The organism is Deinococcus metallilatus (genome assembly GCF_004758605.1).
In the GTDB taxonomy this organism is placed as follows: Bacteria; Deinococcota; Deinococci; order Deinococcales; family Deinococcaceae; genus Deinococcus; species Deinococcus metallilatus.
Genome location: NZ_CP038511.1, coordinates 264,515 through 287,035 on the forward strand (window position 1 = coordinate 264,515; position 22,521 = coordinate 287,035).

A 22,521-nucleotide genomic window follows, 5' to 3' on the forward strand; every position below is an offset into this window, starting at 1 on the left:
CCGCCCTCATGTCCGGGCGGTACAACCAGGCTGGACCGTTCACCTGCTGTTCCGGAGGAGACATGAGAAGCCGTACCGCCATCTGCCTCACCGTCCTGACCCTCCTCGGCGCCGCCCTCGCGGGTGGCGGCGGGCCGGTGGCCGGCATCGGCCAGCCAGCCCCCAACTTCGTCCTGCACACGGTGGACGGGGAGACCGTCCGCCTCTCCGACCTGCGGGGCAAGGTGGTCATCGTGCTGTTCGGGGACGTCCACTGCACGGTCTGCCGGGCAAACGACCGGTTGTTGCGCCTGTACCAGTACCAGTACGTGGACCGTGACCTGGCGGTGCTGAGCCTGCACGCCCACGTGACTCCCGACGAACTGGCCCGGTACGACGCGCAGTTCCTCTTCGGCGTGCTCACGGGGCGTGACCCCGGCGACGTCGCCACGCACGCGTACCGGGCCACGCTGCCCACCACGGTCTTCATCGACCGGCGCGGCCGCATCCGGCGGGTCGTGCACGGCCGCCTCGACGAGGGCGAGCTGGTGCGCGACCTCCAGGCCTTGCTGTAGTCCCCCACCCGGGGGACAGGAGGAGGAATGAACCCCCCGTTCCCTGGAACCCCGGCCCGGCCTCAGAACGCCGCGGAGCCAGCATCCGGCCGCGCGGCGAGTGAGGTGACGTGGACCCCTTGACCACCCCCGCGACCGGCGAGCCTGGCGATCCGCCGCAGGTGCCCGGGCAGGCAAGCCCGGGCGAGACGTCGACCGGGGCGACGACCGCGCCGGACACGCGCCCCGCCCGGATGGTCGAACTCGACGTGTACCGCGGCGTGACCATCCTCGCGGTGGTGCTGCACCACCTGACGGGTCTGGCGATCCGTCACGCGGCGGCGGGCTCGCTGCTCGGCGGGGGCCTGATGGTCCTCAACCGCGGCACGCACTTCGTGGTGCCGGCGTTCCTGTTCCTCACGGCCCTGGTCCTCACCCGGTCCGCCCTGCGCCGCTTCCACCTCGGCGCCTATGTCCGGTCGCGCGTCCAGAAGGTGCTGGTGCCGTACCTCTTCTGGACCGCTGCCTACGTCGGCTTCCGGGTGTTCACGGCCCAGGACCCGCCGGCGGTCCTCGGGGACCCGGACCGCTGGCGGGTCTGGCTCCAGTACGGGAAAGGGTACTTTCACCTGTACTTCCTCCTGATCGCCCTGCAGTTCTCCCTGATCCTGCCCCTCCTGCTGCCCCTCTTCCGCCGGAGGCCGCGCTTCCGGTGGGTGCTGGTCGGTGCCGTCGCGCTGCAACTGCTCGTGTACCTGCTCAACCGTTCGGGCGTGCTCCACTTCCGCTTCCCGGCCACGATGGTCCTGTGGTACCTGCCGGTGCTCGGGCTGGGCATGGCCTTCGGGTCGAGTGACGTCCCCTTCGGGCGCTTCTGGCACCGCTGGCGCCTCTGGATCGTCGCGGCCACGCTCCTCACCTTCGCCTGGTACGTGCCCCTGTCCGTGGCCCTGCTCCAGAGGGTCCCGGTGAGTTCCGCGGCGTACAGCCTCGCCAACTGGTCCTACACGACGGCCGCCTCGCTGGCCCTCCTGGGGCTCGCCCAGGTCCTCACCCGGGCCCCGGCCCGGCTGGTGAGGGTGCTCACCTCCCTGGGCACGGTGAGCCTGCAGGTGTACCTGCTGCACCCGGCCGTCCTGCTGTTCCTGGAACGCCGGGGGTTTCCGGGAGACCCGGCCCGGTTCGTGCTCGTGCTCGCGGCGTACGGGGCCGTGGCCCTGGCCGTGCCGCTCGCCGTGGCCCGCCTCCTGGCCGGGACGCGGGTGGCGCGGTGGGTCTTTGGCCGTTGACCCGCCGGGGCCGGGGCGAGCCCCAGGAGCGCCGCCCGGAAGGCCCGTGTCCAGGACTGGCTTTACACGACCTGAACAAGGGCCGGGTAGGGTACGGCGACCCGCCGCGCCACCGGGAGAGCCTGTCCGGCCCCTCCTCGCCGCCCCCCCTCGCCCCCGCGAAAGGTGACTGACCATGCCCCACCCCTTGCGCCTCGCCCTGCTGCTCGCCGGCCTGAGTGCGGCCCCGGCCGCCCAGGCCCGGCTCACCCAGACGGAGAACGCTCCCCTTTCCATCGAGCGGATGCGGGCGCGCGCCTACCCCGGCAGCGCCCTCACCACCCGCCAGACGCTCCGCCCGGGCGCGGGGTATGAACGGCGCGTGGTGTCCTACCTCTCGGACGGGCTGCGCTTGGGCGCCCTGCTCACTGTTCCGAACGGCACGCCGCCCAAGGGGGGGTGGCCCGCCATCGTGTTCAACCACGGGTACATCCCTCCCCGGCAGTACCGGACCACCGAGCGGTACGTCGCCTACGTCGACGCCTTTGCCCGCGCCGGGTTCGTCGTCCTGAAGCCCGACTACCGGGGCCACGGCAGCTCCCAGGGTGAGCCCGCGGCGGCGGCCTACTGGTCGCCGGAGTACACCGTCGACGTGCTCAACGCCTTTTCCTCCCTCCAGAAGTTGGAGGGCGTGAACCCAAAGCGGATCGGCATGTGGGGGCACTCGATGGGCGGGCACATCACCCTGCGCGCCATGACCATCAACCCCCAGATCAAGGCGGGCAACATCTGGGCGGGCGTCGTCGGGCCGTACGACGTGATCTTCCGGGACCTGCCCCGCTGGGGAAGCGGTTCGGGGGCCAATGATCCCCGGGCCCGCCTGCTCACGAGCTACGGGACACCCCAGCGCAACCCGGCCCTCTACCGGGCGATCTCCCCGAACGCCTTTCTCGCCGACCTCAAGGGCCGGCCCCTCCAGCTTCACCACGGCACCGGGGACACCCACGTCCCCCTCAGCCTCTCCCAGGCGCTGGCGGCGGGCCTGAAGGCCGCGGGGCAGCCGTACACGTTCTTCACCTATCCCGGGGACGATCACAACCTCAGCCGGAACTTGCAGGTGGCCCTCAGGCGGTCGGTGGAGTTCTTCAAGAAGAGCCTGTAGGGCCCGGCGGCACAGCGGCGCCGTGTGCGTCGTCAGACTGGTTTCGGTCCGCCTGAAGCCTTGATTGGACACGCTCATCGCGGTGAAAGCGCTATCGGTCGCAGGGCACCCCGCCGCTTAAGGGTGTTCGGGTCGCAGGCGGACCAGGGCAGCTATCCTTCCCCGCATGGCCCACCTGAAGTTGCTGGTGGTCGTGCCCCACCCGGACGACGAGACCTTCGGCTCCGGCGGCACCCTCCTGTCGTTCCTGGCCCGGGACGAAGCGTGCGGCGTGGTCACCCTTACGCTGGGCGAGGCGGGAAAAACCCTGGGCTTGTGCGGGACCCGGCAGGAACTCGCGGAACTCAGGCGCGCGGAGCTGGGGGCCTGTCTGCATGCCCTGGGACTGCTGACGCATCCGGGCAGCGTCCACGAGCAGCACCACTACCCGGATGGAGAGGTAACGGCCCACCTGCCTGAAGTGACGGACGTGGTGCGTGGCGCCCTCGGCCGACATCAGCCGGAGATCGTCCTGACCTTTCCACCCGATGGCCTCAACGGTCACGCGGACCATGTGGCGACGCATCAGGCGGTGAAGACCGTCTGGGACGAGCGGCCAGCCGGAACCCGGCCCACGCTCTGGTACTACGCCCTGAACCGGGAGTGGTTGGACCCCCCTTCTCCCCTGTACCTGCCGCCGAACCGCGTTCACGATGTGTCGGCGTTCCTCACCCAGAAACTGCGGGCCATGGGCTGCCACCGCTCGCAGGGGCTCACCCTGGCGAACACCCTGCGCCGCTTTCCCGAGCGGGTGACGCACGAGCCCTTCCATGAGGTCACCTCTCCCTAGACCTCGGCTTGGCCCAGCCGGGCTCCTCCCCGCTGTCCCCGGTGCAGGAGCCAGACGCTCACCAGCACCAGCAGCGCGAGCAGTCCGCCCAGCAGGAAGGCCCGGCCGGCCAAGTGGGTGCCCAGGAAGCCCGCCACCGGATAGGCGAAGGCCCACCACAGGTGGCTCCACGCGAAGTGCGCTCCGTACACCCGGCCCTGCGCCGCGGCCTCGGTCCGCTCGGCCAGCAGGGTCTCGGTGGGCAGGTTCACCCAGTTCTGCCCCACCCCCGCCAGCAGCCAGAAGAGCACCAGGCCGCCAAGGGGCAGCAAGTCGCCGGGCAGCATGGCGAGGGAGGTCACCAGGGCTCCCAGGGTGATGAAGCGGGGCAGGGGGACGCGTCGCCCCACCGCCCCTACTGCCAGGGAGGCGAGCGTCGCGCCCAGCCCGTAGGCCGCCATCACCCAGCCGTACTGCGCCTCGCCCAGGTTCAGGCCGCCTTCGACACGAGTGATGGTCACCGTCAGGATCAGGGCCCCGGCGATGGCGGCCACCAGTTCCATCAGCAGGGCGAAGCGCACGGGCGGGTCGCGCCAGAGACGTTGTGTGTCGTCTCGCATGTCCGCAAGCTTGCTGCGTTCCACCGTCCCCTGCTCCGCGCGCAGAGCGGGCAGCATCAGGATCAGCCCCCCGCCAGCAGAAGGGACGGGGCGTCCAGGGCAAAGAGGGGTGACGCCAGCAGTGGCGCGAAAATGAACGCTAAGCCCAGAGCCGTGCCTTCGCCCAGGCTGACCCCTTCCGAACCCAAGACCCCTGACCGGCACCGGGGCCCCCGCTCAAGCACACCCCAAATGCTCACCCGCGTCGAACCTGGGCATGGGGGCCGCTAGCGGGTGAAGTCCAGATGCACCTCCACCCGCTGCTCCCGGGGCACCACCCGCACGCTGTAGACGGTGGCCCGCCGCTCCACCGTCCCGTCCAGCAGCCGCACCACGTCGCCCATCGCGGGATACCAGTCGTCGAACACCAGGGAGACCACCGCCGTCCCGGGACCCGCCCGGCAGTACTCCCCCCGGAACTTTGTGCCGCCGCACTTCACCACAACCGGACCCTCCATGTTCGCCCCCGCTCAGACCCGGCGCGCGTCGAAGTCGCCCGGAACGAGCACGGTCAGGGCGCGTGGCCTGACCGCCAGGGTCAACTTGCCCGCCCGCCGCACCTCGCCGTCCACGCTGACCCAGGTGGGTCCCCCGCGACTCCTGACCGTCACCTGCCGCGCCGTGAACTGCTGCGCCCGTCCGCCCGCCGCCCAGCCCAGGCCCACCCGCAGCAGGCTCACGAGCCGCCCGTCCCCGAAGGCCAGCACGTCGAGCCGCCGGTCGGCCACCGACGCCCCCGGCGCGGCCCGCAGCGGCCCCGCGACGTACCGCCCGTTCGCCACCAGCAGTTGGTGGGTCCTCAGCCGCAGGTGCTCTGTCTCGCCCGTCACGTCGAGGAGGAGCGGCCGGTGACGCCACAACACCTTCGCGCCCACCACCGGCCAGGCGAGGAGCCCCAGGCGGCGCTTGAGGTCGGGCGTCAGGGTGCGGGCGATTCCCGCCGACAGGCCCAGGGCCACGCTGTTGAGAAAGACCCGACCGTTCACCAGGCCCACGTCCACCTCGGCGCGGTGCCCGGCGGCGATGACCTGCACCGCCCCCGCCAGGTCGAGCGGCACGCCGACGCTGCGCGCGAAGGTGTTGCCGCTCCCCAGCGGGAGGACGCCCAGGGCCGTCCCCGTCCGGGTCAGGATTCCGGCGGCGTGCGAGAGGGTGCCGTCGCCCCCGCCGACGATCACCAGCGGCGCCCCCCGGGCGACCTCGGCGCGCAGCACCGCCTCGGCCTCCTCCGGGCTCTCGACGGCCCAGGGGGTCACGGCCACTCCCGCGTCCCCCAGCCGCGCCACCACCCCCGTGAACGCCTCGCGTCCGCGCCGCGAGCGGACATTCACGATCAGCGTCACCCCGTCCCCCGCCGTCATGGCCGCCCCAGCCGGGTGGCTGGCCGCGCCCCGTTCACCGCGCCGCCCGCCGCTCGGCCCGCCAGCGCACGACGATGAACACCAGGACCGCCAGCACCAGCGTGCCCAGCACGACGGGTCCCAGCGGGCCGACGACCCGCTCCACCGCCGCGTAGTTCTCGCCCAGCAGGTATCCGGCCAGCGTCAGCAGCGCCGTCCAGACGGCCGTGCCCAGGGTGGTGAGCAGCAGGAAGAGCGGCAGCGGCATCCGGGCGAGGCCCGCCGGGATGGAGATCAGCGAGCGCACCCCCGGCACGAGGCGCAGCAGCAGCACCGTCAGGGGGCCGCGCCGCGCGAACCAGGTGTCCGCCCGCTCCACGTCCGCAGGGCGCACCATAAGCAGCCGTTCGTACCTCTGTGCAAGACGGACCAGCCGGGGTTTGCCCAGGGCGAACCCGATCCAGTACAGGGGCAGCGCGCCCAGCACCGAGCCCAGCGTCCCGGCGAGGATCACGCCGGGCAGGCGGAGCGTTCCCCGGGACGCGCTGAAGCCCGCGAGCGGCATGATCAGCTCGGAGGGCAGGGGGGGAAAGATGTTCTCCAGGAACATCACCAGGACGATGCCGGGATACCCCAGTGCGTCCACCAGGGCCGTGATCCACCCGGTCATGCGTTGCCTTTCGTGGGGATGATGGACAGCTCGCCGCTGCGCTCCAGCACCGCGAACTCGATCTGGTCCAGGCGGCTGAGGCCATGCAGCTTGCGTGCGGCGGCCAGCACGTCCTCCCGGTCCACCCGGGCGCGGCGCATCAGGTCGGTCAGGCACTCGCCCCGTTCCACGATGACGAGCGGCATCCCTTCCAGCACCCGGTCCGCGCTCTTGAAGCGGCGGGTAAACAGCGACAATCCGACGTCCAGCGTGACCAGGGTCAGGATGAGAACGAAGGCGTTGGTCAGCGAGTAGTCGTTGCGGACGAGGGCGTTTTGCACCGACTCGCTGATCACGAGGAGCAGCACCAGGTCGAAGGTGGTGATCTGTCCCAGGGTGCGCCTACCCGCGACGCGGAAGACGAGCAGCAGGAATCCGTAGATGGCGAGGGCATTCAGGGCAGGATTCATACCACTCCTTACGGCCAGATCCACTGGCGGAAGACGACCTGCGCCCCGTCCACGCTCAGCTTGCCGCGGCCCACGCCGGGCCGCTCGGGCTCCACGAACAGCGTGATCGGCAGCGGTCCCGGGCGCTCCGGTTGGAAGGTCAGGCTCAGCCCGTCCGGGCTGGAGGTCATCGCGTCGGGCTGCGGCGTCACGGTCTGCACCTGCACGTCGTCCGCGTAATCCCGTGAGAGGGTGATCTTCACCTCCCGGCCCGGCACCTGAACGACCAGGCGCAGGGGTGACTGGTTCTCCACCCGGGCAAACCGCTGGTAAGCCAGCGTCACCTCCCCACCGGCCGTACGCTGGCCTTCGCTCAGTGGCCCGTCCCCGAACAGCCCGAGGAACGCCGCCACGACCAGGAGCGCCATCACGACCCACCCCAGCCGTTGCCAGGTCCAGGAGCGGTACTGAAAGGCGAGGTCCTGCTCAAGCTGGAGGTCCGCGTGCTTCATGGGGTGCCCAGTGCCCGCGCGTGAGCGGTGCGTCCGGGCCGGATCAGGATGCCGAGCAGGGAGAAGGCCAGCGCGCCAAGCAGCGCCAGACCGATCACCCAGGCCCAGTCGGAAGAGGGAATGGGCACGGTCTTGAGCACCCGCTGTACCCCGGGCACGCTGACCGCGAGGGCACAGGTGACGACCACCGCCAGAGTCCAGAGCGTGATGACCCGGTTCGCAAAGAAGTTCTTCAGGGGAACCCGCCCCCGCTCACCCCGCATCACGAAGGCGAGGGTCGCGTGGCCGAGCAGCCAGGTCAGGAACGCCTCGGTCTGCGCGAGGGCGGCCGTCGCGCCCGGCACCAGGAACGTCACCCGCAGGTAGTTCGCCAGCACCACCGCGAACAGGCACAGCCCGCCCAGCAAGAGGCCCCGCACCAGGGGCGCGTCGAGGAAGGGCTCTTGCGGATCACGGGGCGGGCGCTTCATCACGTCCGGCTCGGCCTTTTCGGTGGCAAAGCCCAGGGCGGCGTTCACGTCCATGAACAGTTCCAGCACGATGATCTGGATGGGCGCGAAGATCACCGGCAGGCCCAGCAGCACCGTCACCAGCGCCGCGAGGATCAAGGCGACCTTGATGGCGAGGTAGTAGCGGGTCCCCTTGCGGAGGTTGTCGTACAGCCGCCGCCCTTCCCGCACCGCGGAGACCAGGGTGGCGAAGTTGTTGTCGGTCAGGACGACGGCCGCCGCCTCGCGGGCCACATCCGAGCCCCGCCCACCCATCGCCACGCCGACGTTGGCCTGCTTGAGGGCGGGGGCGTCGTTCACCCCGTCCCCGGTCATGGCGACGATCTCCCCCTGGCCTTGCAGCCGCTCGACCAGACGCAGCTTGTGTTCCGGCGTCACTCGGGCGAACACCGTGGCGATGCGGGCGGCGTCCTCCCAGCCCTGCGGGGTCAGCGTGTCGAGTTCCGCCCCCGTGACGACCCGCGACTCCGGCAGGCCCACCTCGCGGGCGATGGCCGCCGCCGTGACGGGGTGATCGCCGGTGATCATGATGACCCGGATTCCGGCCTCGCGCGCTTCCTGAACAGCGGTCCCCGCCTCCGGGCGAGGCGGATCACTCAGGCCGATCAGCCCGAGCAGGGTGAGGCCCCGCGTGGCGCCCGTGTGGTCGAGGGGCTGCGTGTCCACCGGCTTGCGGCCGACGGCGAGCACGCGCAGCCCCTGGGCGCCCATGTCCCCGGCGGTCTGTTGCCAGTGCGCCCGGTCGGTTCCCGGTGCCGCCCAATTCAGCAGGCTTTCCAGGGCACCCTTGGTGTAGGCCACCGCGACCTCGCCCTGCCGTTGCACGACCGTCACCGCCCGCGTCTCGGCGGTGAATGGAAAGGCCCGCAGGGGAGTCCAGGTGCCCGGCTGGGCCTCCACTTCCCGAAGCACCGCCTGATCCGTGGGATCGTCAGACCCTCGCTCGGTGGCGAGCCCGGCGGCCAGGCGCAGTTCCCACTCGCTGACCCTGGAGGCGGGCGCGAGCTGCCGGACAGTCATGACGTTCTGGGTGAGGGTGCCCGTCTTGTCGGTCGCCAGCACGGTGACGGCCCCCAGCGCCTCGGCGGCCTGAAGGCGTTTGACCAGGGCGCGCTGGCGGGCCAGGGTGAGCGCCCCGAAGCCCAGCACCAGGGTGATGATGATGGGCATCTCCTCGGGGATGGTGGCGAACGCCAGGGTCATCCCGGTCAGCAGCATGGGTTTGACCGGCTGCCCCAGCAGGACGCCCAGCAGGGGAATCCCGATGCTGAACGCGAGGGCCACCTTGACCAGGGTGCCGCTGAGGGCCTTCATCGCCTTCTGGAGGGGCGTCTTGGGCTCGCGGGCCGCGTCCACCAGCCCGGTGATGCGCCCGATTTCCGTCTGTGTGCCGGTGGCGACCACCACGGCCCGGCCACTTCCCCGGGTGATCACGGTCCCGGCGTAAAGCATGTTGGAACGCTCGGCGAGCGGGGCGTCCGCGGGCAGAACGGCGTGGGCGTCCTTTTCCACCGGAACGGACTCCCCGGTCAGGGCGGACTCGTCGAGGGCGAGCGAGGAGCCTTCCAGCAGCCGCAGGTCCGCCGGGACCCGTTCCCCGGAGCGCAGCAGCACCACGTCCCCCGGCACGAGGTCGGCGGTGTCGATGCTGGTCTCCTGCCCACCCCGCAGCACGGTCGTCCGGGTGGGCACCAGCGTTCCCAGGGCGGCAACGGCCTTTTTCGCGCGGAACTCGATGGTCAGCTCGATGGCGAGGATCGCCGCGATGATGCCCAGGATGGCGAGGGCGTCCCGGGGGTCGCCCCACAGGGCGTACACCATGCCGACGGCGAGCAGCAGCAGGATCATCGGCTCGGTGATCTCTTCCAGGGCGACCCTGAGGAAGGTGACCTGTCGGGGGCGCACACGGACGTTGGGGCCGAACTGAGCGAGGCGTTCCCGCGCGGCGGCCTCGCTCAGTCCGCGCTCGGGCGAGGCGGCCAGGTCCCGGAGGGTGAGCCCGGGGTCCTGGGCGTGGGGCAACGCCGCCTTGGGCTCGGCCGTCACGCCTCGTCCTCCCCGCCCTGCCCGCGCAGGGCGCCCGCCTCGCGCTGGTATACCTGCCCGGCGAACGCGCCGACCTCCTCGGTCACGCCCGCCAGGGCGCGGGCCGCGTCCCGGTAGCCCTCGCTGTTCTCCACGTCCCGGGCCTCCACCCGCCCCAGCCAGGCCCGCAGGCGTTCCAGGGCGCTCTCCATGTCCTCCAACTCGGCGAAGGTGAACTTCCCCGCCCGCGTTTCCTTGTCGAGTTCCGCGCGCAGCACCCCCACCTGCTCGTGGAACTCGGCGTACTCGGCGGCGCGTTCCTCCTGCACCCGGCGGGTGAGCCGCCGCGCCTCCTCCCCCTCGCTCACGACGTGCAGGACATGCGCCTCGCCGCCAAAGGAGCGGACTTCCCCCGCCACGGCGTCCAGGGCTTGCCGGTTCCCCTCCCGGTCGGGCAGGAAGCACACCGACTGCTGGAGGTACAGCGCCCCCAGTTGTTTGGTGCGCCGCCAGATCGTCACCCGCGCGGTCGAGGGCTCCTTGGGCACCCGGTAGATCAGCAACCAGCCTTCCATGCGGGGAAGTGTAACACCTGTTTCTTCTCCTATTGCAATTCTTGTTCTACCCTGACGCGACCATGACCCGCGGACACCACCACCGGCACCTGGACCGCCTGGATCACCTGCTCAGGACGCACTGGCGCACCCTGCTGCTGCTGTTCGCGCTGGTATTGCTGCCCTTGTGGGGCTTCGGGGAGATCGCCGAGCAGCTCCTCCAGAAAGAACCCATCCCCTTCGAGGTGCCGCTGATGCTGTGGATTCACGGGCACGCCAGCGCGTTTCAGAACGGGGTGGCCGTGACCTTCTCGCTGCTGGGCAGCGCGCGGGGGATGATTCCCATTGCCCTGGTGTTGTTCGTGGTGCTGTACCGGCTGCGGCACCGCCTGGCGTGGTTCGCGCTGCTCTCGCTGGGGGGCGTTGCCGGGCTGAACTTCGTGATGAAGCAGCTCTTCGAGCGGCCCCGCCCAAGCCTGTGGACACCCGCCCTGCCCGAGAACGACAGTTCCTTTCCCAGCGGGCACGCGATGTTTGCCGCCGCCCTGGCCGCCACGGTGGTGGTCGTCCTGTGGCGGACCCGCTGGCACTGGCTGGCCCTGGTGTTGGGGGTGCTGTACGTGCTGGGGATGATGTGGTCGCGGGTGTACATCGGCGTGCATTACCCCAGCGACGTGACGGCGGGGGCGCTGTTCTCGCTGGCCTGGGTGGTCGCCCTGACCCGGGTGCTGCATCCCCAGCGCGCCTTGGAAGCCGGGCGGAGCCAGGGTGAAGAGGTCCACGCCAGCCGGTAAGGGTGTCACCGGGCGGCACGGCTCATCTCGGAGGCGGCGCAGGGCTTCAACGTCGTCGGCGCCAAGCAGGCACCTCCGCGTCGGCGATCTGGTCACTGACCTCGGCGGAGCGCAGGGTCGTCTGGATGGGCCGGTGCCCCAGGCGCTTGCGACCTGAACCACCTGCGGGGCGTCAGGGGTGACGGTGTTCCCGGAGGATGTGGCGCGGCTGTCGCCACGGCTGTTTGAGCACGTCAATGTGTTGGGGCGCTTCCACTTCGGGCTGTCGCCCGCGCTCGCGCACGGCGCCCTGCGGCCCTTCACCGACCCCGGCCGGCCGGAGGAGGGGGAGTTGCTGGAGGCTGAGCGTTCATTTCCGCGCCACTGCTGGCGTCACCCCAAAGAGGGCGCGGGCGCCCAGCACGGCGGCAAGCACTCCGGCCAGCCCAGGACCCACGATGCCCAGCAACTCGGTGGTGGCACTGGACAGGGCAAAAGCGGGTCTGGCGTCGTCCCGGCCCATCACCAGCGGGACGGTGGCCGGGTTGGTCGGAGTAAAAAAGGCCGTTAGGGCGTTGAGCAGGAACATCAGGATGTACACCTGCCACACGGTGCCCACGAAGAACATCAAGCCGATGACGACCACCGCCCGAAGTGGCACATGGCAAGCAGGGTGCGGCGGTTCACCCGGTCCGCGATCACGCCCGCGAGAGGACTGAACAGCACGAAGGCCGTGACCCGCAGCGTCAGGGCGACCGCCAGCACGGCGGGGGCCTGGGCGGGACCCGCGAGCTGGGCGGCGAGGAGGGCCAGGCCCACCCAGGTCAGGGCGTCCCCGATCTGACTTACAGTCTGGGCGAAATACAAGCGGGCGAAGAGGGGATTTCTCAGGGCCGCGAAGGTGGCGAGGGCGTTCACCGGACATGCTCCTTCACCGTCTCGGCGGCGGGATGATCCGGGAGACCCAGGCGGTCGTGCTGGGCGTGGCTGAAGGCCTCCCGCACGAGCTGTGCGACGTGGGTGTCAGCCAGGCGGTGGTGCACGCTGGGACCCTCTCGGCGGGTCCTGACCAGGTCGGCCCCCCGGAGCAGGGCGAGGTGGCGACTGACCGTGCTCTGTGGCTGGCCCAATGCCTTGACCAGCCTCATGACGCTGCGCTGGCCGCCCGGGAGCAGCAACACGAGCTGAGCCCGGGTGGGTTCGGACAAGGCCTTGAAGACCTCGCTGACCCGCGCCAGGTCTTCGGGGTGGGGCGGAGACGGAACGGGATGCTGGTGCATGGGGTCATGCTGGCAGTAAATTCGTATATCCGAATGTAAGAAAGTAGGCTGGGCATCTTGAGGAGAAGAACCAGCAGACCCGCGCCGCCGTGGGCCCACGGCGGCGCCAGCACGGCGTGGCCGAACCGCGAGTTCACGCCCGAAGATGCGGCCATCAGGTGGCGTGCTGGAGTCGCTGCGGCACAAGGAGGGCACCAGCTCCGCGCCGCTCCCGGGGAGGATTACACGATCTTTACACGACGGCAGGACAATCGGCGGGCCGATGCCCTTCGCACATCCCAGGAGGAACACCTTGACGATCCGCGACGACCCGACGAGGCGCCGCCCGGTCCCCCTGATCACCTGGGTCCCCGGAGCCGCCGCCAGCCCGCCGGGGACACGCCATCACCGGCCACCCAGTCGGGTCGGCCCCGGCCGTCCACCCTTTCGCCTCCGGGAACGCCCGTGAACATCGGGCCCGATGCCCTGAAGATCGGTTCGCTGGTGCTGGGCTGGTCGCAGCTCACGCTGGTGCTCGGCCTGCTGGCGTGGTCCTCCCTGGCCCGCTTCCGGGGGGCGGGCCTGGCCGCGGCCGTGGCCCTGGTCACCGCCCGCCTCTGGGCGACCCTGCCCGGCCTCTTCGGGAACCTGGGCCAGCCCCTGGGCGCGGGGGTGCTCGAACTGCTGGACGTCCGGCGGGGCGGCTGGGCGTGGGGGCCGGGCCTCGCGGCGGGGCTGCTGGCCCTCTGGTGGCCCCGCCGGCGGCTGCCCGACCGGCTGGCCCTCCCGCTGCTCGTCACCGTTCTGGCGGGCGTGCTGCCCCTGCTGCTCCGACCCACCCCCGCCGTGCAGACGTTCCCGGAGGCGCGCTTCCCGCGCCTCGCGGGGGGCACGGTCTCCCGCCCGGCCCCGCTGCCCCGCCCGGGCGTGGTGAACCTGTGGGCCACCTGGTGCCCGCCCTGCCGGGCGGAGATGCCGCTCCTGATGCGGGCGGTCCGGGCGGGGGAACCCGTGGTGCTGCTGAACGTCGGTGAACCCGCGGGGCGGGTGGGGGCGTTCCTGGGCGCCTACGCACCCGCGGGCGCCACCTGGCTGGGTGGGGAGGCGGTCACCGGGACGCTGCGGGTCAGCGGTTTCCCCACCACCCTGGCCGTGAACGCGCGGGGCCGCATCGTCGCCCGGCACCTCGGCCCGCTCAGCAGCGCCCAGCTGCAAACCCTGATCCGGCAGGCGAAGGACACCCCCTGACTCGTCCGGAGCCCCCGCCGCCTCGCCGCGTGCGCGTGCGGCCCACCCCGGCCCAGGGACTCCTCCCGGCGGCCCCGCTTCACCATCCGCTGACCCCCGGTGCCTACACTCAAGGCACGCCCGGCGGCCCAGGTCCTCGTCCCGCCGCTACCAGGGGGTGAGGTCACGTTCACGACGGGTGCGGCCCCCTCACCCCGGGAGAAGGAGAACCGATGCTGATCAGGACCCTGCCGCTCGCCGCCCTGACCCTCGCGCTCGTGGCCTGCTCCCCCGACCCCGTGCCCCCGGGGCCGCCCGTCACCCTCCAGTTCCTCGACGTGTCGGACTGGCACGCGCAACTCGACCCCCTGAGCGTGGGCAGCGGCACAGGTGCCTACCAGGTGGGCGGCGCGGCCGTGCTCAGCGCGTACTTCAAGCAGGATCGCGCGAGCAACCCCAACACCCTCACCCTCACCGGCGGCGATGCCTACGGGGCGTCCCCGCCCCTGTCGGGCTTCTTCGGTGAGGTGCCCGCCGTGGAGGCCATGAACGCGATGGGCTTCGACGCGGACACCTTCGGCAACCACAACTTCGACCGGGGCACGGCCTTCCTCCAGGGGCTCATCGACCGGGCCAAGTTCTCGTACCTCTCCGCGAACCTGGAGAATCTGGACGCGAACCTAAGGAACGTGGCCCCGTACAAGATCTTCACCGTCGGCGGGGTAAAGGTCGCCGTGGTCGGGCTGACCAACCCGGAGGCGCCCACCCTGGTCGCGCCGGGTGCGCTGGGCACCCTGGTGGTCACGGACCCCGTGGCCGCGGCGACCCGGGCGCGGGCGGCCGCGCTCACCCAGGGCGCCCAGGTCTTCGTGGCGATCGCGCACCTGGGGGTAACTGGTCAGGACGCCTCGCGGGCGGCGACCGGGCCCCTGATCGATTTTGCCAAGAGCGTGCGCGGCTTCGACGTGATCTTCGGGGACCACACCAACGAGAAGTTCAGCGGCTTCGTGGGGGACGCCCTGGTCGTGGAGAACCTCAGCAAGGGCGCGAGCTACGCGAAGGTGAACCTCACCTACGACCTCGCGAGCCGCCGGGTGACGGACCGGGTGAACACCTTCGTCGAGCCGCGCGTGGACGCCGTCACGCCCGACCCCGCCGTCGAGCAGGTGCTCGTCCCCTACCGCGCCCAGCTCGCCCAGCAGCTCGACCGCCGAGTCGGGGTGGCCACCGACGTGTTCCCGCGTGGGGGCAACGTCGAGCGGTTGCAGGAGGTCGCGCTGGGCGACCTGATCGCGGACGCCTTCCGGGCCCGCTACGGCACCCAGCTCGCCATCCAGAACGGCGGCAGCATCCGCAGCCCGCTGCCCTCCAGCTACGCGCCGCAGGACAAGAGCCTGCGCCGCCCCGCGCCCGGGTACCAGCCGGGGCCGCCCTACGACCTGGTGGCGGGGGACGTGTACTCGGTGCTGCCCTTCGGGAACACCGTCGTGACCCGCACCGTCACGGGCACGCAGCTCTACGCCGCGCTGGAGAACAGCGTCTCGGCCCTCCCCGCCGCCAGCGGGCGCTTCCTGCAGGTGTCGGGCTTCTCGTTCACGTACGACGTGAGCCGGCCGGTGGGGTCGCGCGTCGTCCGCGTCACCCTGGACGGCGGCACGCCGATTCAAAAGGACGCCACGACCCACACCCTGGCCCTGAGCGACTTCACCAACAGCGGCGGGGACGAGTACACCATGTTCGCCGACGGGCAGGGCACCACCCGGGAGCCCGACGCGCAGGTCGTGCTCGAGTACATCCAGGGGCTCGGCACGGTGACGCCCACGGTCGGGCAGCGCATCCGGGCCGTCACCGGAAACTGAAGCGGGACAGGTTCGGCTTCAACCGTCTTCTGCTTTGCCGGAACCGTCTGACCGGGCGACTTTGCCTCCCGCCGTTTACGCCCCGGTCGTGGCGGCTCCATCCACGGGACATTCGGCGCAAGCCTCCTGAAAAGTGGTCCCGGTGGGGGGCCTTCACCGCAATACTGGGCGCATGTTCCAGCCCAGCGGTGTCCGGTGACTCCCCGCCCCACCTACCCCGTCGTCCTGCTTCCACCACGTCTCCAGCAGGCGCTCGCCTCCAGTCCGGACCTCCCCGCGTTCGATGTCCCCCCGCCGACCGAGGACGCCTTCCCCCCGGACCTCTCCCCCGGCAAGAGTCTCCTGTCCACCTTCTACGGCCTGCTCAGGCTCAGGGGGCAGGCGGACACCCTCACCGCCCCGGAACGTCAGGCCGCCAGGGCCCGGTACGAGGCCGCCGTGCGTCAGCACCGATCGGCCCGGGCCGAGTTCGAGGCGGCCGAGCGCGCCAAGCTCACCCCCGAAGTCCTGCACGCCCACCGGCGGCGGAAGGTGGCCGCCCTGCTGGAAAGCTCGGCCGTGGAGGGGGTCGGGGAGAGCTTCGCCCTGGCCGGTCTCGCGGAGATGCACCTGTTCGAGCACCTCCAGCGGCACTTCCAGGGCCGCATCCTGCGCCGCCGCCTGCTGGCGAGCGGTCAGAAGACCTACCACCCCGACTTCCTGTACTTCGATCCCGCCCACCGCCTGCGGCTCGACATCGAACTCGACGAGCCGTACGGCCTGGGGCACAAGCTGCCGATCCACTTCGTGGAGTTCGACGAGGGGGCGCAGACCTACCGCAGCGGGGACGAGGCCCGGGATGAGGCCTTTCTCGCGGCCGGCTGGCCGGTGATCCGCTTCTCCGAGCAGCAGGCGGTGGAGAACCCGGACGGCTGCGCCCGGGTCGTCGCGGAGGTGGTCGAGCGCCTGACCGGGCAGGGCACGCTCTCCCTGGCCGCCGTCCTGCCGGTCTCGTCACACCTCCTCTGGACGCGTGAGGAGGCCAACGTGCTGGCCGCCGAGGACACCCGGCTTCACCTCACCGCTCACGTCAAACGGGTGGACGAGAAGCCTGCCCCGAAACCGCGGCGGGTGTTCGTCCCTTCCGAGTATCAGCAGCGCATCTTCGACTTCCTGGAGTCCGGGGAGGGGCATGGTCTGGTCATCGCCGTCGCCGGAAGTGGCAAGAGCACCACCCTGCTGGAGAGTGTCAGGGTCATCAAGCGCGGTAGCCCCCGGGCGCGAATCGCGATGCTCGCCTTCAACCGCAGCATCCGGCACGAGCTGGAGGTAAAGCTCACCGGGGCGGGGATCGACGACGTGGAGACGGCGACCCTGAACGGGTTCGGGATGCGGGTGCTCAACCGGCGCAAACGCGGGATCAGGGTGGATCAGCACAAGGCGGCGGGCATGCTCAACCGGGCGGCCCAGGACGTGCTGGGGACCCGGCTGAGTCAGGACGACCTGAAACGCGCCCGCAACCTCTACGAGAAGTTCCAGAGCTATATCCACCTCGATCCTTCGGACCCCGAGCACTACGCGCAACTGGCCCGGCAGTACAACGTGACGGACGCCGAAGGGTTGCAGCCCATCGTCGCCCGTGCCCTGGACCTGACCGTGGCCGCCTACCAGGCCCAGAACCTGATCAGCCTCGACGAGCAGAACTACCTGCCGGTGCGGCTGAACCTGCCCCTGCAGCCGTACGACTTTGTGTTCGTGGACGAGTGCCAGGACCTGACCCAGACGCAACTGGAGCTGGTGCGGCGGGCCGCCGGGGAAACAGGACGGCTGCTCTTCGTGGGGGATCCCCGGCAGGCCATCATGGGCTTTCGAGGGGCGGACAACAACAGCGTCGAGAACATCAGGCGGCTGCCCCACCCGCCACGGGAACTGAAGCTGACCGTCAGCTACCGTTGCCCGAAGTCCCATGTCCGGCGAGCGCGGGCCCTGATGCCCGCCATCGAGGCGGCACCGGACGCCCGGGAGGGGGAGGTGTTCGAGGTGGGCTGGGCGCAGGCGTTCGGGTACGTCCGGGAACGGGATCTGCTGTTCGCCCGCAACAACGACCTGGTCGACCTGATCGTGCTGGAACTGCTGTGCCGGGGCCTGACCCTGGATTACGAGGGTCAGGCGGCGCTTCGACCCGACAAGTCGGACGAGGAGGAGGCCCTGGAGAGCGATTCGGGAAGGGTCCGGAAGGTGGTGACGGAGCTGCGGAACCTCACGGCGGGCTTCGTCCCAGCCAGCGCGCCCAGGGCCCGCCCTCCGCTCGGCCCCAGGGACAAACCGCTGAAGGTCCTGTTGCCGTGGGTGCTGGGCCGGTTGCACGAGCAGGCGCAGCGCTGGGATGGCGGTGAGTTCAGGACCTTCGTGGAGGCGGTGACGGCCCCGGACCCGCGGATGGGCGTGCGGGTGTCCAGTGCCCACCAGGCCAAGGGGCTGGAGGCGGACCGGGTGTTCGTGATGGGCTACCCCCTCTTCGCCAGGCCGCGGCAGGATCAGCAGGAGTGGGAGCGGCAGCAGGAGGAGAACCTGAAGTACGTGGCGCTCACCCGCGCCCGGGAGACGCTGTACCTGGTGGGGCTGCCCTGAGGGCACCCGGTTCCACCGGAGACAGGGGTGAGGTTCAGCCGCCGCGCTGGAGTCGCTGTCCCGACCAGCACAGGGCTTCCAATGACCTGCGGCCGGGTGGTCCCCAATGGTACGCGGGCGCCCAGCCAGGGTGGTCTCGGTCCCGTGCCCGCGGACAGTCAGAAGCACGCCCCCAGCGGCTTGGCCGCAGGTGGCCTGCGGGCACTACTTCGGGACGAGCCTAGTTCAGCGGGAGCCGGAGCCGGGCGCGCAGGTCCTCGACCAACTCGCCGAGCCGTTCGACCGCGGGTTGAACGGCGGTCATCTGCGCGAGGTCACTCCACATCTGCTCGCGCCCGGCGCTGCCGCCGATGGCCGCCGTGAACCCGGGACGGGCCTCCTCGGCGGCGTGCAGCCGTTCCCGCAGGGTCTGGCCCTGCCGCCGGAGCGGCGCCGTGTTGACCGGCGGGTCCGAGCGGTAGTGGCTGAGCGCTTCCCAGGCGTCCCGGACGGCCGCCTCCAGAAGCCGGAGTTCCTCGGGCTCGTCCGGGCGTTGGGCCGTTGCCGCAGGCGCGCCCGGTCGGACCCTCTCGAGGTGATGGTCTTCCCGCACCTGGCCGGCGTCGCCGGAGCTGACCTCGAGGAGCGTGGGGACCGGACGTCCCAGCGCCTGGCCGAGCAGGCTGGGAAACGCCGGATCAAGCCACAGCTCGCCATAGGCGGCCGTCCCCGACAGCTCGTACGTTTTCCCTGGCCCCGCCGGCCCCTGGCTCCGGTGTTGAAACCGCTGCTCGACCAGCCCGTGGTCCCTCAGCACGGCCAGGGCGGCGTGGGCACCCTGTTCATGGTCGCCCAGGGTGTACTGGTGCCCCCCTGCCCGCAACTGCTGCGGGAACTCCGGTTGACCGCAGGCCCGGGTGAGCGTGGCGACCGCGCCCGCGACCGTGTCCAGGTCCCGGTGCCTCGCGGCCTGCTCGGCGGCCTGGACCACGTCGAGGAAGGGCTGCCAGTCCACGGTCGGCGCCCGCATCTCCACCTCCTGGGCGAGGTTGGCCACCAGCTTGTTCAGGGCCCGGACGTCCGTCGCGCTCAGGCCGTTGTGGTTCACGTACGGTGGGGGAAGCTGGGCCGGACTCAGGCCGGAGTGGCAGATGGGGGTGACCGGCTTGTTCTGCACCCACAGCGCGCCGAACTCGATGTTCACCCAGGGCCGCCGCAGGGCGGCGGGGCTCAGGATCAGCAGGCCGTACCGGGTGGCCCTCAGGGCGTCCTGAATGGTGCCGTTGAAGTCTGCCCCCATCCGGATGCTGCGGTCGTCCGACGACACGAAGATGTTCACCTGGCCGAGAAAGGCCCGGTCGAGCAGCTCCTGGAGCTTGAGCGCGATCTCCTGTTCGGCGCTGAAATGCGAGATAAAAATCAGCGGGCGATCTGGGGGCGTCCGGCGGGCCATGCCTTCAGTATCCCGCCTCACCCCAGGCGGCGGGGCAGACCCCAGGCCGGAAGCGGCCGGGAGAAGCAGCGCGCCGAGGTGGAGAGGTGGTCGGGCGCGTTCTGGAAGGTCAAGGGGCCATTCCCTTCCTGGTACTGGCAAGGTGCAGGGAGCCCCGCCAGGGGGAGCTGGCCGGAGGGCACGGAGCGGGAGTCGACGGGGAGCGGCACAACCAGCAGGGCGGGGACCGGGGGCGCGAGCGGACCCGTCGTCCAGGCCTCGGTGGAGGCGCGCCCGGCGCGGAACATGAGCGCAACGTGGCAGCGCGGAGGTGTTCGCCCACCTCCCCGCGCCGGTGGACGAGGGGCTGACGGCGCAGGTCCTGGCCGCCCGGCGACCGGTGGGCCATCCCGCCCAGGTCGCCCGGATGGGCGTGCTGCGTCTCAAGCAGGAGGCGCACGCGGTGCGGCCCGGCTGGGCCCGGGATACCCGGCGCAGGGCCTGGCCCTGGCCGCCCCCATGGTCGAGCTGGTTTACGGCCTGCTGGACATGCGGGATGACGAGCCATGAACGCAGGCATGGGAGGAACACGGCACCCTGGAGCAGGGGAAAAGCGTCCATGCTGCTGGGGAGCAGTAACGCCGTGGGCCTGCGCCTCTCCCTCGTCTCGCTGCTGGTGGGCGGGCTGACGGCCCTCAATACCGTGACCATGGGGGTGATCGAGCGCACCCGGGAGTTCGGGACCCTGCGGGCCATCGGGGCGCGTCCCGCCTTCCTGCGGGCCCTGGTGCTGACCGAGAGCCTGCTGCTCGCGCTGCTGGGCGGCGCCGCCGGGATGCTGCTGGGCCTGGTCGGCGCCTGGGGCGTCAATCTCTACACGCAGAACCTGGCCGGGATCGACGCGGCCACCGTCACCCCGCGCCTGGCGGTCCTGAGCGCCGGGGTCTCGCTGCTGCTGGGGCTGCTGGCGGGGCTGCGGCCCGCCCGGGCCGAGGGCCGCCTGACCGTCTCGGGCGCGCTGCGCCGTCCCTGAACCCCGCTATGCTCGGGACGTGCGGCGGGAGAGCGGGACGGACGGCTGGGCGGGCGTGTTCCTGGGCCTGGCCGGGGTGGCCGGGGCGGCCTGGCTCACGGGGAGGGTGGTCGGCTTCCGGGGCCTGCCCTTCGCGCTGACCGCGCACGTGCTCCTGATGCGCTGGGCGCTGTACGTGCTGCGCGCGGTCTCCTGGCGCCCGCCGGAGCACTGGTACCGGGTGCGACCCTGGGAACCGGGCCTGTACCGCCGCCTGAGCGTGCTCGGCTACAGGCGGCTGCTGCGGCGGATGGGCTGGGAACGCTTCCGGCGCGAGGCCACGGGCTTCGACGGTCGCCGGGCTTCCCTGCCCGCCTACGAGCGGGCGACCCGGGAGGCGGAGTTCAGCCACCTGCTGGCGGGCCTCGGGACGGGGCTGGTCGCGGGCGCGGTGGCGCGGCGGGCCTGGAACGCGGCGGGCTGGCTGCTGGGGGCCAACCTCTTCTTCCAGGTCTACCCGGTGCTTCTCCAGCGGACGATGCGGGCCCGGCTGGAGCGGCTGCGCCCCACCCGGCGGGCCGCCGCGGGACACTGAACGCTCACTCCTGGGACCCCGGTGCGCGGACGGGCCGGCCGGTGCGCGCCAGGGTCTCGATCAGCGCGGCGGCCTCGCGCGGAGCGTCGTGGCGCCGCAGATCGGCGCCCAGTTCGCGGGCGCGCTGGCGAACCGCGTGCTCGCCCAGCAGCGCCAGCACGGCCCCGCGCACCCGCTCGGGGGTTGGCGCGCCCGTGCGCAGGTTGATGCCCACGCCGGCGTACTCCACCCGGCGGGCGACCTCGGCCTTGTCCTCGGTGGTGCCCGCCACGACGACGGGAATGCCGTGCGTCAGGGCCTGCTGGACGCCGCCGTACCCCCCGTTGGTGACGTAGACGGCGACGTGGGGGAGCAGCGGCGCGAACGGCAGGAAGGCCGCCACCCGGGCGTTGCGGGGCACCTCACCCAGCGCGCCCGGGTCGCGGGCGCCAGTGGCGACGACCAGCACCTTCTCCCCGTCCAGCGCCTGGAGGGTGGGCAGAATCAGGTCGCGCGCCCGGGTGGCGAGGGTGCCCTGGGTGACCAGCACCACCGGGCGCGGGCCGAGCACCTCGCGCCACCAGCCGGGCAGACGCGAGTTCTCGGGCGCGGGCGGCAGGATCGCCCCGATGAAATGCAGGTGCGGGGGCAGGTCGCTGCGGGGGTACTCGAAACCCGGCACGGTGGGTTGCAGCATCAGCCGGGGAGCCACCGGGGGGGAAACGGGGCGGGGGGGCACGCCGACCCTGCGGCAGAGGGCCTCCAGCTCCCGCGACGCCCTGCCCAGGATGACCCGTTCCGCCCACCAGCCCAGGACCCGGTTGCGCCAGCGCCCCAGGGGCGAGGGGTCGGGTCCCAGCCCCAGACCGAAGGGGGCCGTGTCGCGGCTGGCGATCCCCAGCGGCAGGATGCCCAGCAGGGCGACGGGCGGTCCGGCCAGTTCCTCCAGCAGCAGGGCGGCGCCCAGGGTCTGCTCGGCGAGGATTACGTCGGCGGGCCAGGCCCCCTGCACCGCCTGGAGATCTTGCAGTTGACCCCCGACCTGGCCGACGAACACGTGCTCGATGTCAAACCGGATCTGCCGCAGGCCCGTCCGCTCGCCCCGTCCCGGGAAGGTCGCCCCGAAGTCGTCGTCGTAGTCGCGGGCGTGGACGAAGGGCTCGAACCCGGCACCGACCGCCCGCACCCGCGCCGCGTACTTGCGCCCGGTGTACCAGCGGACCTCGTGCCCGCGCCGCACGAGTTCGTCCGCGATGGGCAGGAGCGGCAGCACGTGGCCGTGGATGGGCTGCGAGGCGATCAGGATTCTGGACAAGGGCGGTCCTCCC

Annotated in this window: 23 protein-coding genes; 10 read left to right on the forward strand and 13 right to left on the reverse strand. The window is 71.5% G+C overall.

Annotated elements, in window-relative coordinates:
- The first annotated feature begins 62 nt into the window (after positions 1–62).
- From E5F05_RS05105 to E5F05_RS05120, 4 genes are all read left to right on the forward strand, one after another.
- Positions 63–554 carry a TlpA family protein disulfide reductase gene (locus E5F05_RS05105; RefSeq protein ID WP_164973355.1) on the forward strand — a complete coding sequence of 164 codons (492 nt, stop codon included), beginning with the start codon at positions 63–65 and terminating at the stop codon, positions 552–554.
- A gap of 119 nt (positions 555–673) precedes the next feature.
- Positions 674–1,822 carry an acyltransferase gene (locus E5F05_RS05110; protein WP_244944482.1) on the forward strand — a complete coding sequence of 383 codons (1,149 nt, stop codon included), beginning with the start codon at positions 674–676 and terminating at the stop codon, positions 1,820–1,822.
- A gap of 175 nt (positions 1,823–1,997) precedes the next feature.
- Positions 1,998–2,963 (forward strand): alpha/beta hydrolase family protein, encoded by a 966-nt coding sequence (locus E5F05_RS05115; RefSeq protein ID WP_103128021.1) that lies wholly within the window; start codon positions 1,998–2,000, stop codon positions 2,961–2,963.
- Positions 2,964–3,129: 166 nt separating this feature from the next.
- Positions 3,130–3,792 carry a PIG-L deacetylase family protein gene (locus E5F05_RS05120; protein ID WP_103128022.1) on the forward strand — a complete coding sequence of 221 codons (663 nt, stop codon included), beginning with the start codon at positions 3,130–3,132 and terminating at the stop codon, positions 3,790–3,792.
- On the opposite strand, the gene E5F05_RS05125 is transcribed toward E5F05_RS05120, so the two are convergent.
- The 8 genes from E5F05_RS05125 to E5F05_RS05160 all read right to left on the reverse strand — a co-directional run bounded on the left by E5F05_RS05125 (position 3,789) and on the right by E5F05_RS05160 (position 10,489).
- Positions 3,789–4,448 carry an MFS transporter gene (locus tag E5F05_RS05125; protein ID WP_103128023.1) on the reverse strand — a complete coding sequence of 220 codons (660 nt, stop codon included), beginning with the start codon at positions 4,446–4,448 and terminating at the stop codon, positions 3,789–3,791. The genes E5F05_RS05120 and E5F05_RS05125 overlap by 4 nt on opposite strands.
- A gap of 209 nt (positions 4,449–4,657) precedes the next feature.
- Positions 4,658–4,888 carry a hypothetical protein gene (locus E5F05_RS05130; RefSeq protein ID WP_129117600.1) on the reverse strand — a complete coding sequence of 77 codons (231 nt, stop codon included), beginning with the start codon at positions 4,886–4,888 and terminating at the stop codon, positions 4,658–4,660.
- Between the two features lie 12 nt (positions 4,889–4,900).
- Positions 4,901–5,791 carry a diacylglycerol/lipid kinase family protein gene (locus E5F05_RS05135; protein WP_103128025.1) on the reverse strand — a complete coding sequence of 297 codons (891 nt, stop codon included), beginning with the start codon at positions 5,789–5,791 and terminating at the stop codon, positions 4,901–4,903.
- A 34-nt stretch (positions 5,792–5,825) separates the two neighbouring features.
- Positions 5,826–6,440 carry a DedA family protein gene (locus E5F05_RS05140; protein ID WP_103128026.1) on the reverse strand — a complete coding sequence of 205 codons (615 nt, stop codon included), beginning with the start codon at positions 6,438–6,440 and terminating at the stop codon, positions 5,826–5,828.
- Positions 6,437–6,889 (reverse strand): DUF421 domain-containing protein, encoded by a 453-nt coding sequence (locus tag E5F05_RS05145; RefSeq protein ID WP_103128027.1) that lies wholly within the window; start codon positions 6,887–6,889, stop codon positions 6,437–6,439. Before E5F05_RS05145 ends, E5F05_RS05140 begins: the two co-directional genes overlap by 4 nt.
- A gap of 8 nt (positions 6,890–6,897) precedes the next feature.
- A complete protein-coding gene (locus tag E5F05_RS05150; RefSeq protein ID WP_103128028.1) occupies positions 6,898–7,380 on the reverse strand; it encodes a hypothetical protein in 483 nt (160 codons plus the stop codon).
- Complete coding sequence (locus tag E5F05_RS05155; RefSeq protein WP_129117601.1) at positions 7,377–9,935, reverse strand: cation-translocating P-type ATPase; 2,559 nt, start codon at positions 9,933–9,935, stop codon at positions 7,377–7,379. Before E5F05_RS05155 ends, E5F05_RS05150 begins: the two co-directional genes overlap by 4 nt.
- The gene (locus tag E5F05_RS05160) at positions 9,932–10,489 is read right to left on the reverse strand and encodes a Chromate resistance protein ChrB (protein WP_129117602.1); all 558 of its coding nucleotides are present in this window, start codon (positions 10,487–10,489) and stop codon (positions 9,932–9,934) included. The genes E5F05_RS05155 and E5F05_RS05160 overlap by 4 nt, the downstream gene beginning before the upstream one ends.
- A 62-nt stretch (positions 10,490–10,551) precedes the next feature.
- Here E5F05_RS05160 and E5F05_RS05165 point away from each other — a divergent pair, with 62 nt between their 5' ends.
- On the forward strand, positions 10,552–11,262 hold the full coding sequence (locus E5F05_RS05165; protein WP_103128292.1) for a phosphatase PAP2 family protein: 711 nt from the start codon (positions 10,552–10,554) through the stop codon (positions 11,260–11,262).
- A 349-nt stretch (positions 11,263–11,611) separates the two neighbouring features.
- Here the strand turns inward: E5F05_RS05165 and E5F05_RS21855 are convergent, their stop codons facing one another.
- Genes E5F05_RS21855 through E5F05_RS05180 form a run of 3 tightly spaced genes read right to left on the reverse strand, consistent with a single transcriptional unit; the run spans position 11,612 to position 12,521 of the window.
- Complete coding sequence (locus tag E5F05_RS21855) at positions 11,612–11,902, reverse strand: MFS transporter (RefSeq protein WP_201262710.1); 291 nt, start codon at positions 11,900–11,902, stop codon at positions 11,612–11,614.
- Complete coding sequence (locus E5F05_RS21860) at positions 11,869–12,159, reverse strand: MFS transporter (protein ID WP_201262711.1); 291 nt, start codon at positions 12,157–12,159, stop codon at positions 11,869–11,871. Before E5F05_RS21860 ends, E5F05_RS21855 begins: the two co-directional genes overlap by 34 nt.
- Positions 12,156–12,521, reverse strand: coding sequence for an ArsR/SmtB family transcription factor (locus tag E5F05_RS05180; protein WP_103128030.1), 366 nt, complete (start codon positions 12,519–12,521; stop codon positions 12,156–12,158). The genes E5F05_RS21860 and E5F05_RS05180 overlap by 4 nt, the downstream gene beginning before the upstream one ends.
- A 444-nt stretch (positions 12,522–12,965) precedes the next feature.
- Between E5F05_RS05180 and E5F05_RS05185 the strand changes: the two genes are divergently transcribed.
- From E5F05_RS05185 to E5F05_RS05195, 3 genes are all read left to right on the forward strand, one after another.
- A complete protein-coding gene (locus E5F05_RS05185; protein WP_103128031.1) occupies positions 12,966–13,748 on the forward strand; it encodes a TlpA family protein disulfide reductase in 783 nt (260 codons plus the stop codon).
- A 212-nt stretch (positions 13,749–13,960) separates the two neighbouring features.
- Positions 13,961–15,586, forward strand: a complete 1,626-nt coding sequence (locus tag E5F05_RS21865; RefSeq protein WP_103128032.1) for a bifunctional metallophosphatase/5'-nucleotidase — start codon at positions 13,961–13,963, stop codon at positions 15,584–15,586.
- 195 nt (positions 15,587–15,781) lie between these two features.
- Positions 15,782–18,196, forward strand: a complete 2,415-nt coding sequence (locus tag E5F05_RS05195; protein WP_103128033.1) for a UvrD-helicase domain-containing protein — start codon at positions 15,782–15,784, stop codon at positions 18,194–18,196.
- Between the two features lie 220 nt (positions 18,197–18,416).
- Here E5F05_RS05195 and E5F05_RS21870 read toward each other — a convergent pair whose 3' ends face one another.
- Entirely contained in the window at positions 18,417–19,628 is a 1,212-nt protein-coding gene (locus E5F05_RS21870; RefSeq protein WP_103128034.1) for a toll/interleukin-1 receptor domain-containing protein, read from the reverse strand.
- Between the two features lie 310 nt (positions 19,629–19,938).
- On the opposite strand from E5F05_RS21870, the gene E5F05_RS22080 reads away from it, so the two are divergent.
- Together E5F05_RS22080 and E5F05_RS05210 are read left to right on the forward strand one after the other, a co-directional pair.
- Positions 19,939–20,640, forward strand: coding sequence for an FtsX-like permease family protein (locus E5F05_RS22080; RefSeq protein WP_306461352.1), 702 nt, complete (start codon positions 19,939–19,941; stop codon positions 20,638–20,640).
- Between the two features lie 19 nt (positions 20,641–20,659).
- Positions 20,660–21,214: a glycosyl-4,4'-diaponeurosporenoate acyltransferase CrtO family protein gene (locus E5F05_RS05210; RefSeq protein WP_103128036.1), complete on the forward strand. Its 555-nt coding sequence runs from the start codon at positions 20,660–20,662 to the stop codon at positions 21,212–21,214.
- Between the two features lie 4 nt (positions 21,215–21,218).
- Here the strand turns inward: E5F05_RS05210 and E5F05_RS05215 are convergent, their stop codons facing one another.
- The gene (locus E5F05_RS05215) at positions 21,219–22,508 is read right to left on the reverse strand and encodes a glycosyltransferase (protein ID WP_235610227.1); all 1,290 of its coding nucleotides are present in this window, start codon (positions 22,506–22,508) and stop codon (positions 21,219–21,221) included.
- Positions 22,509–22,521: the final 13 nt, after the last annotated feature.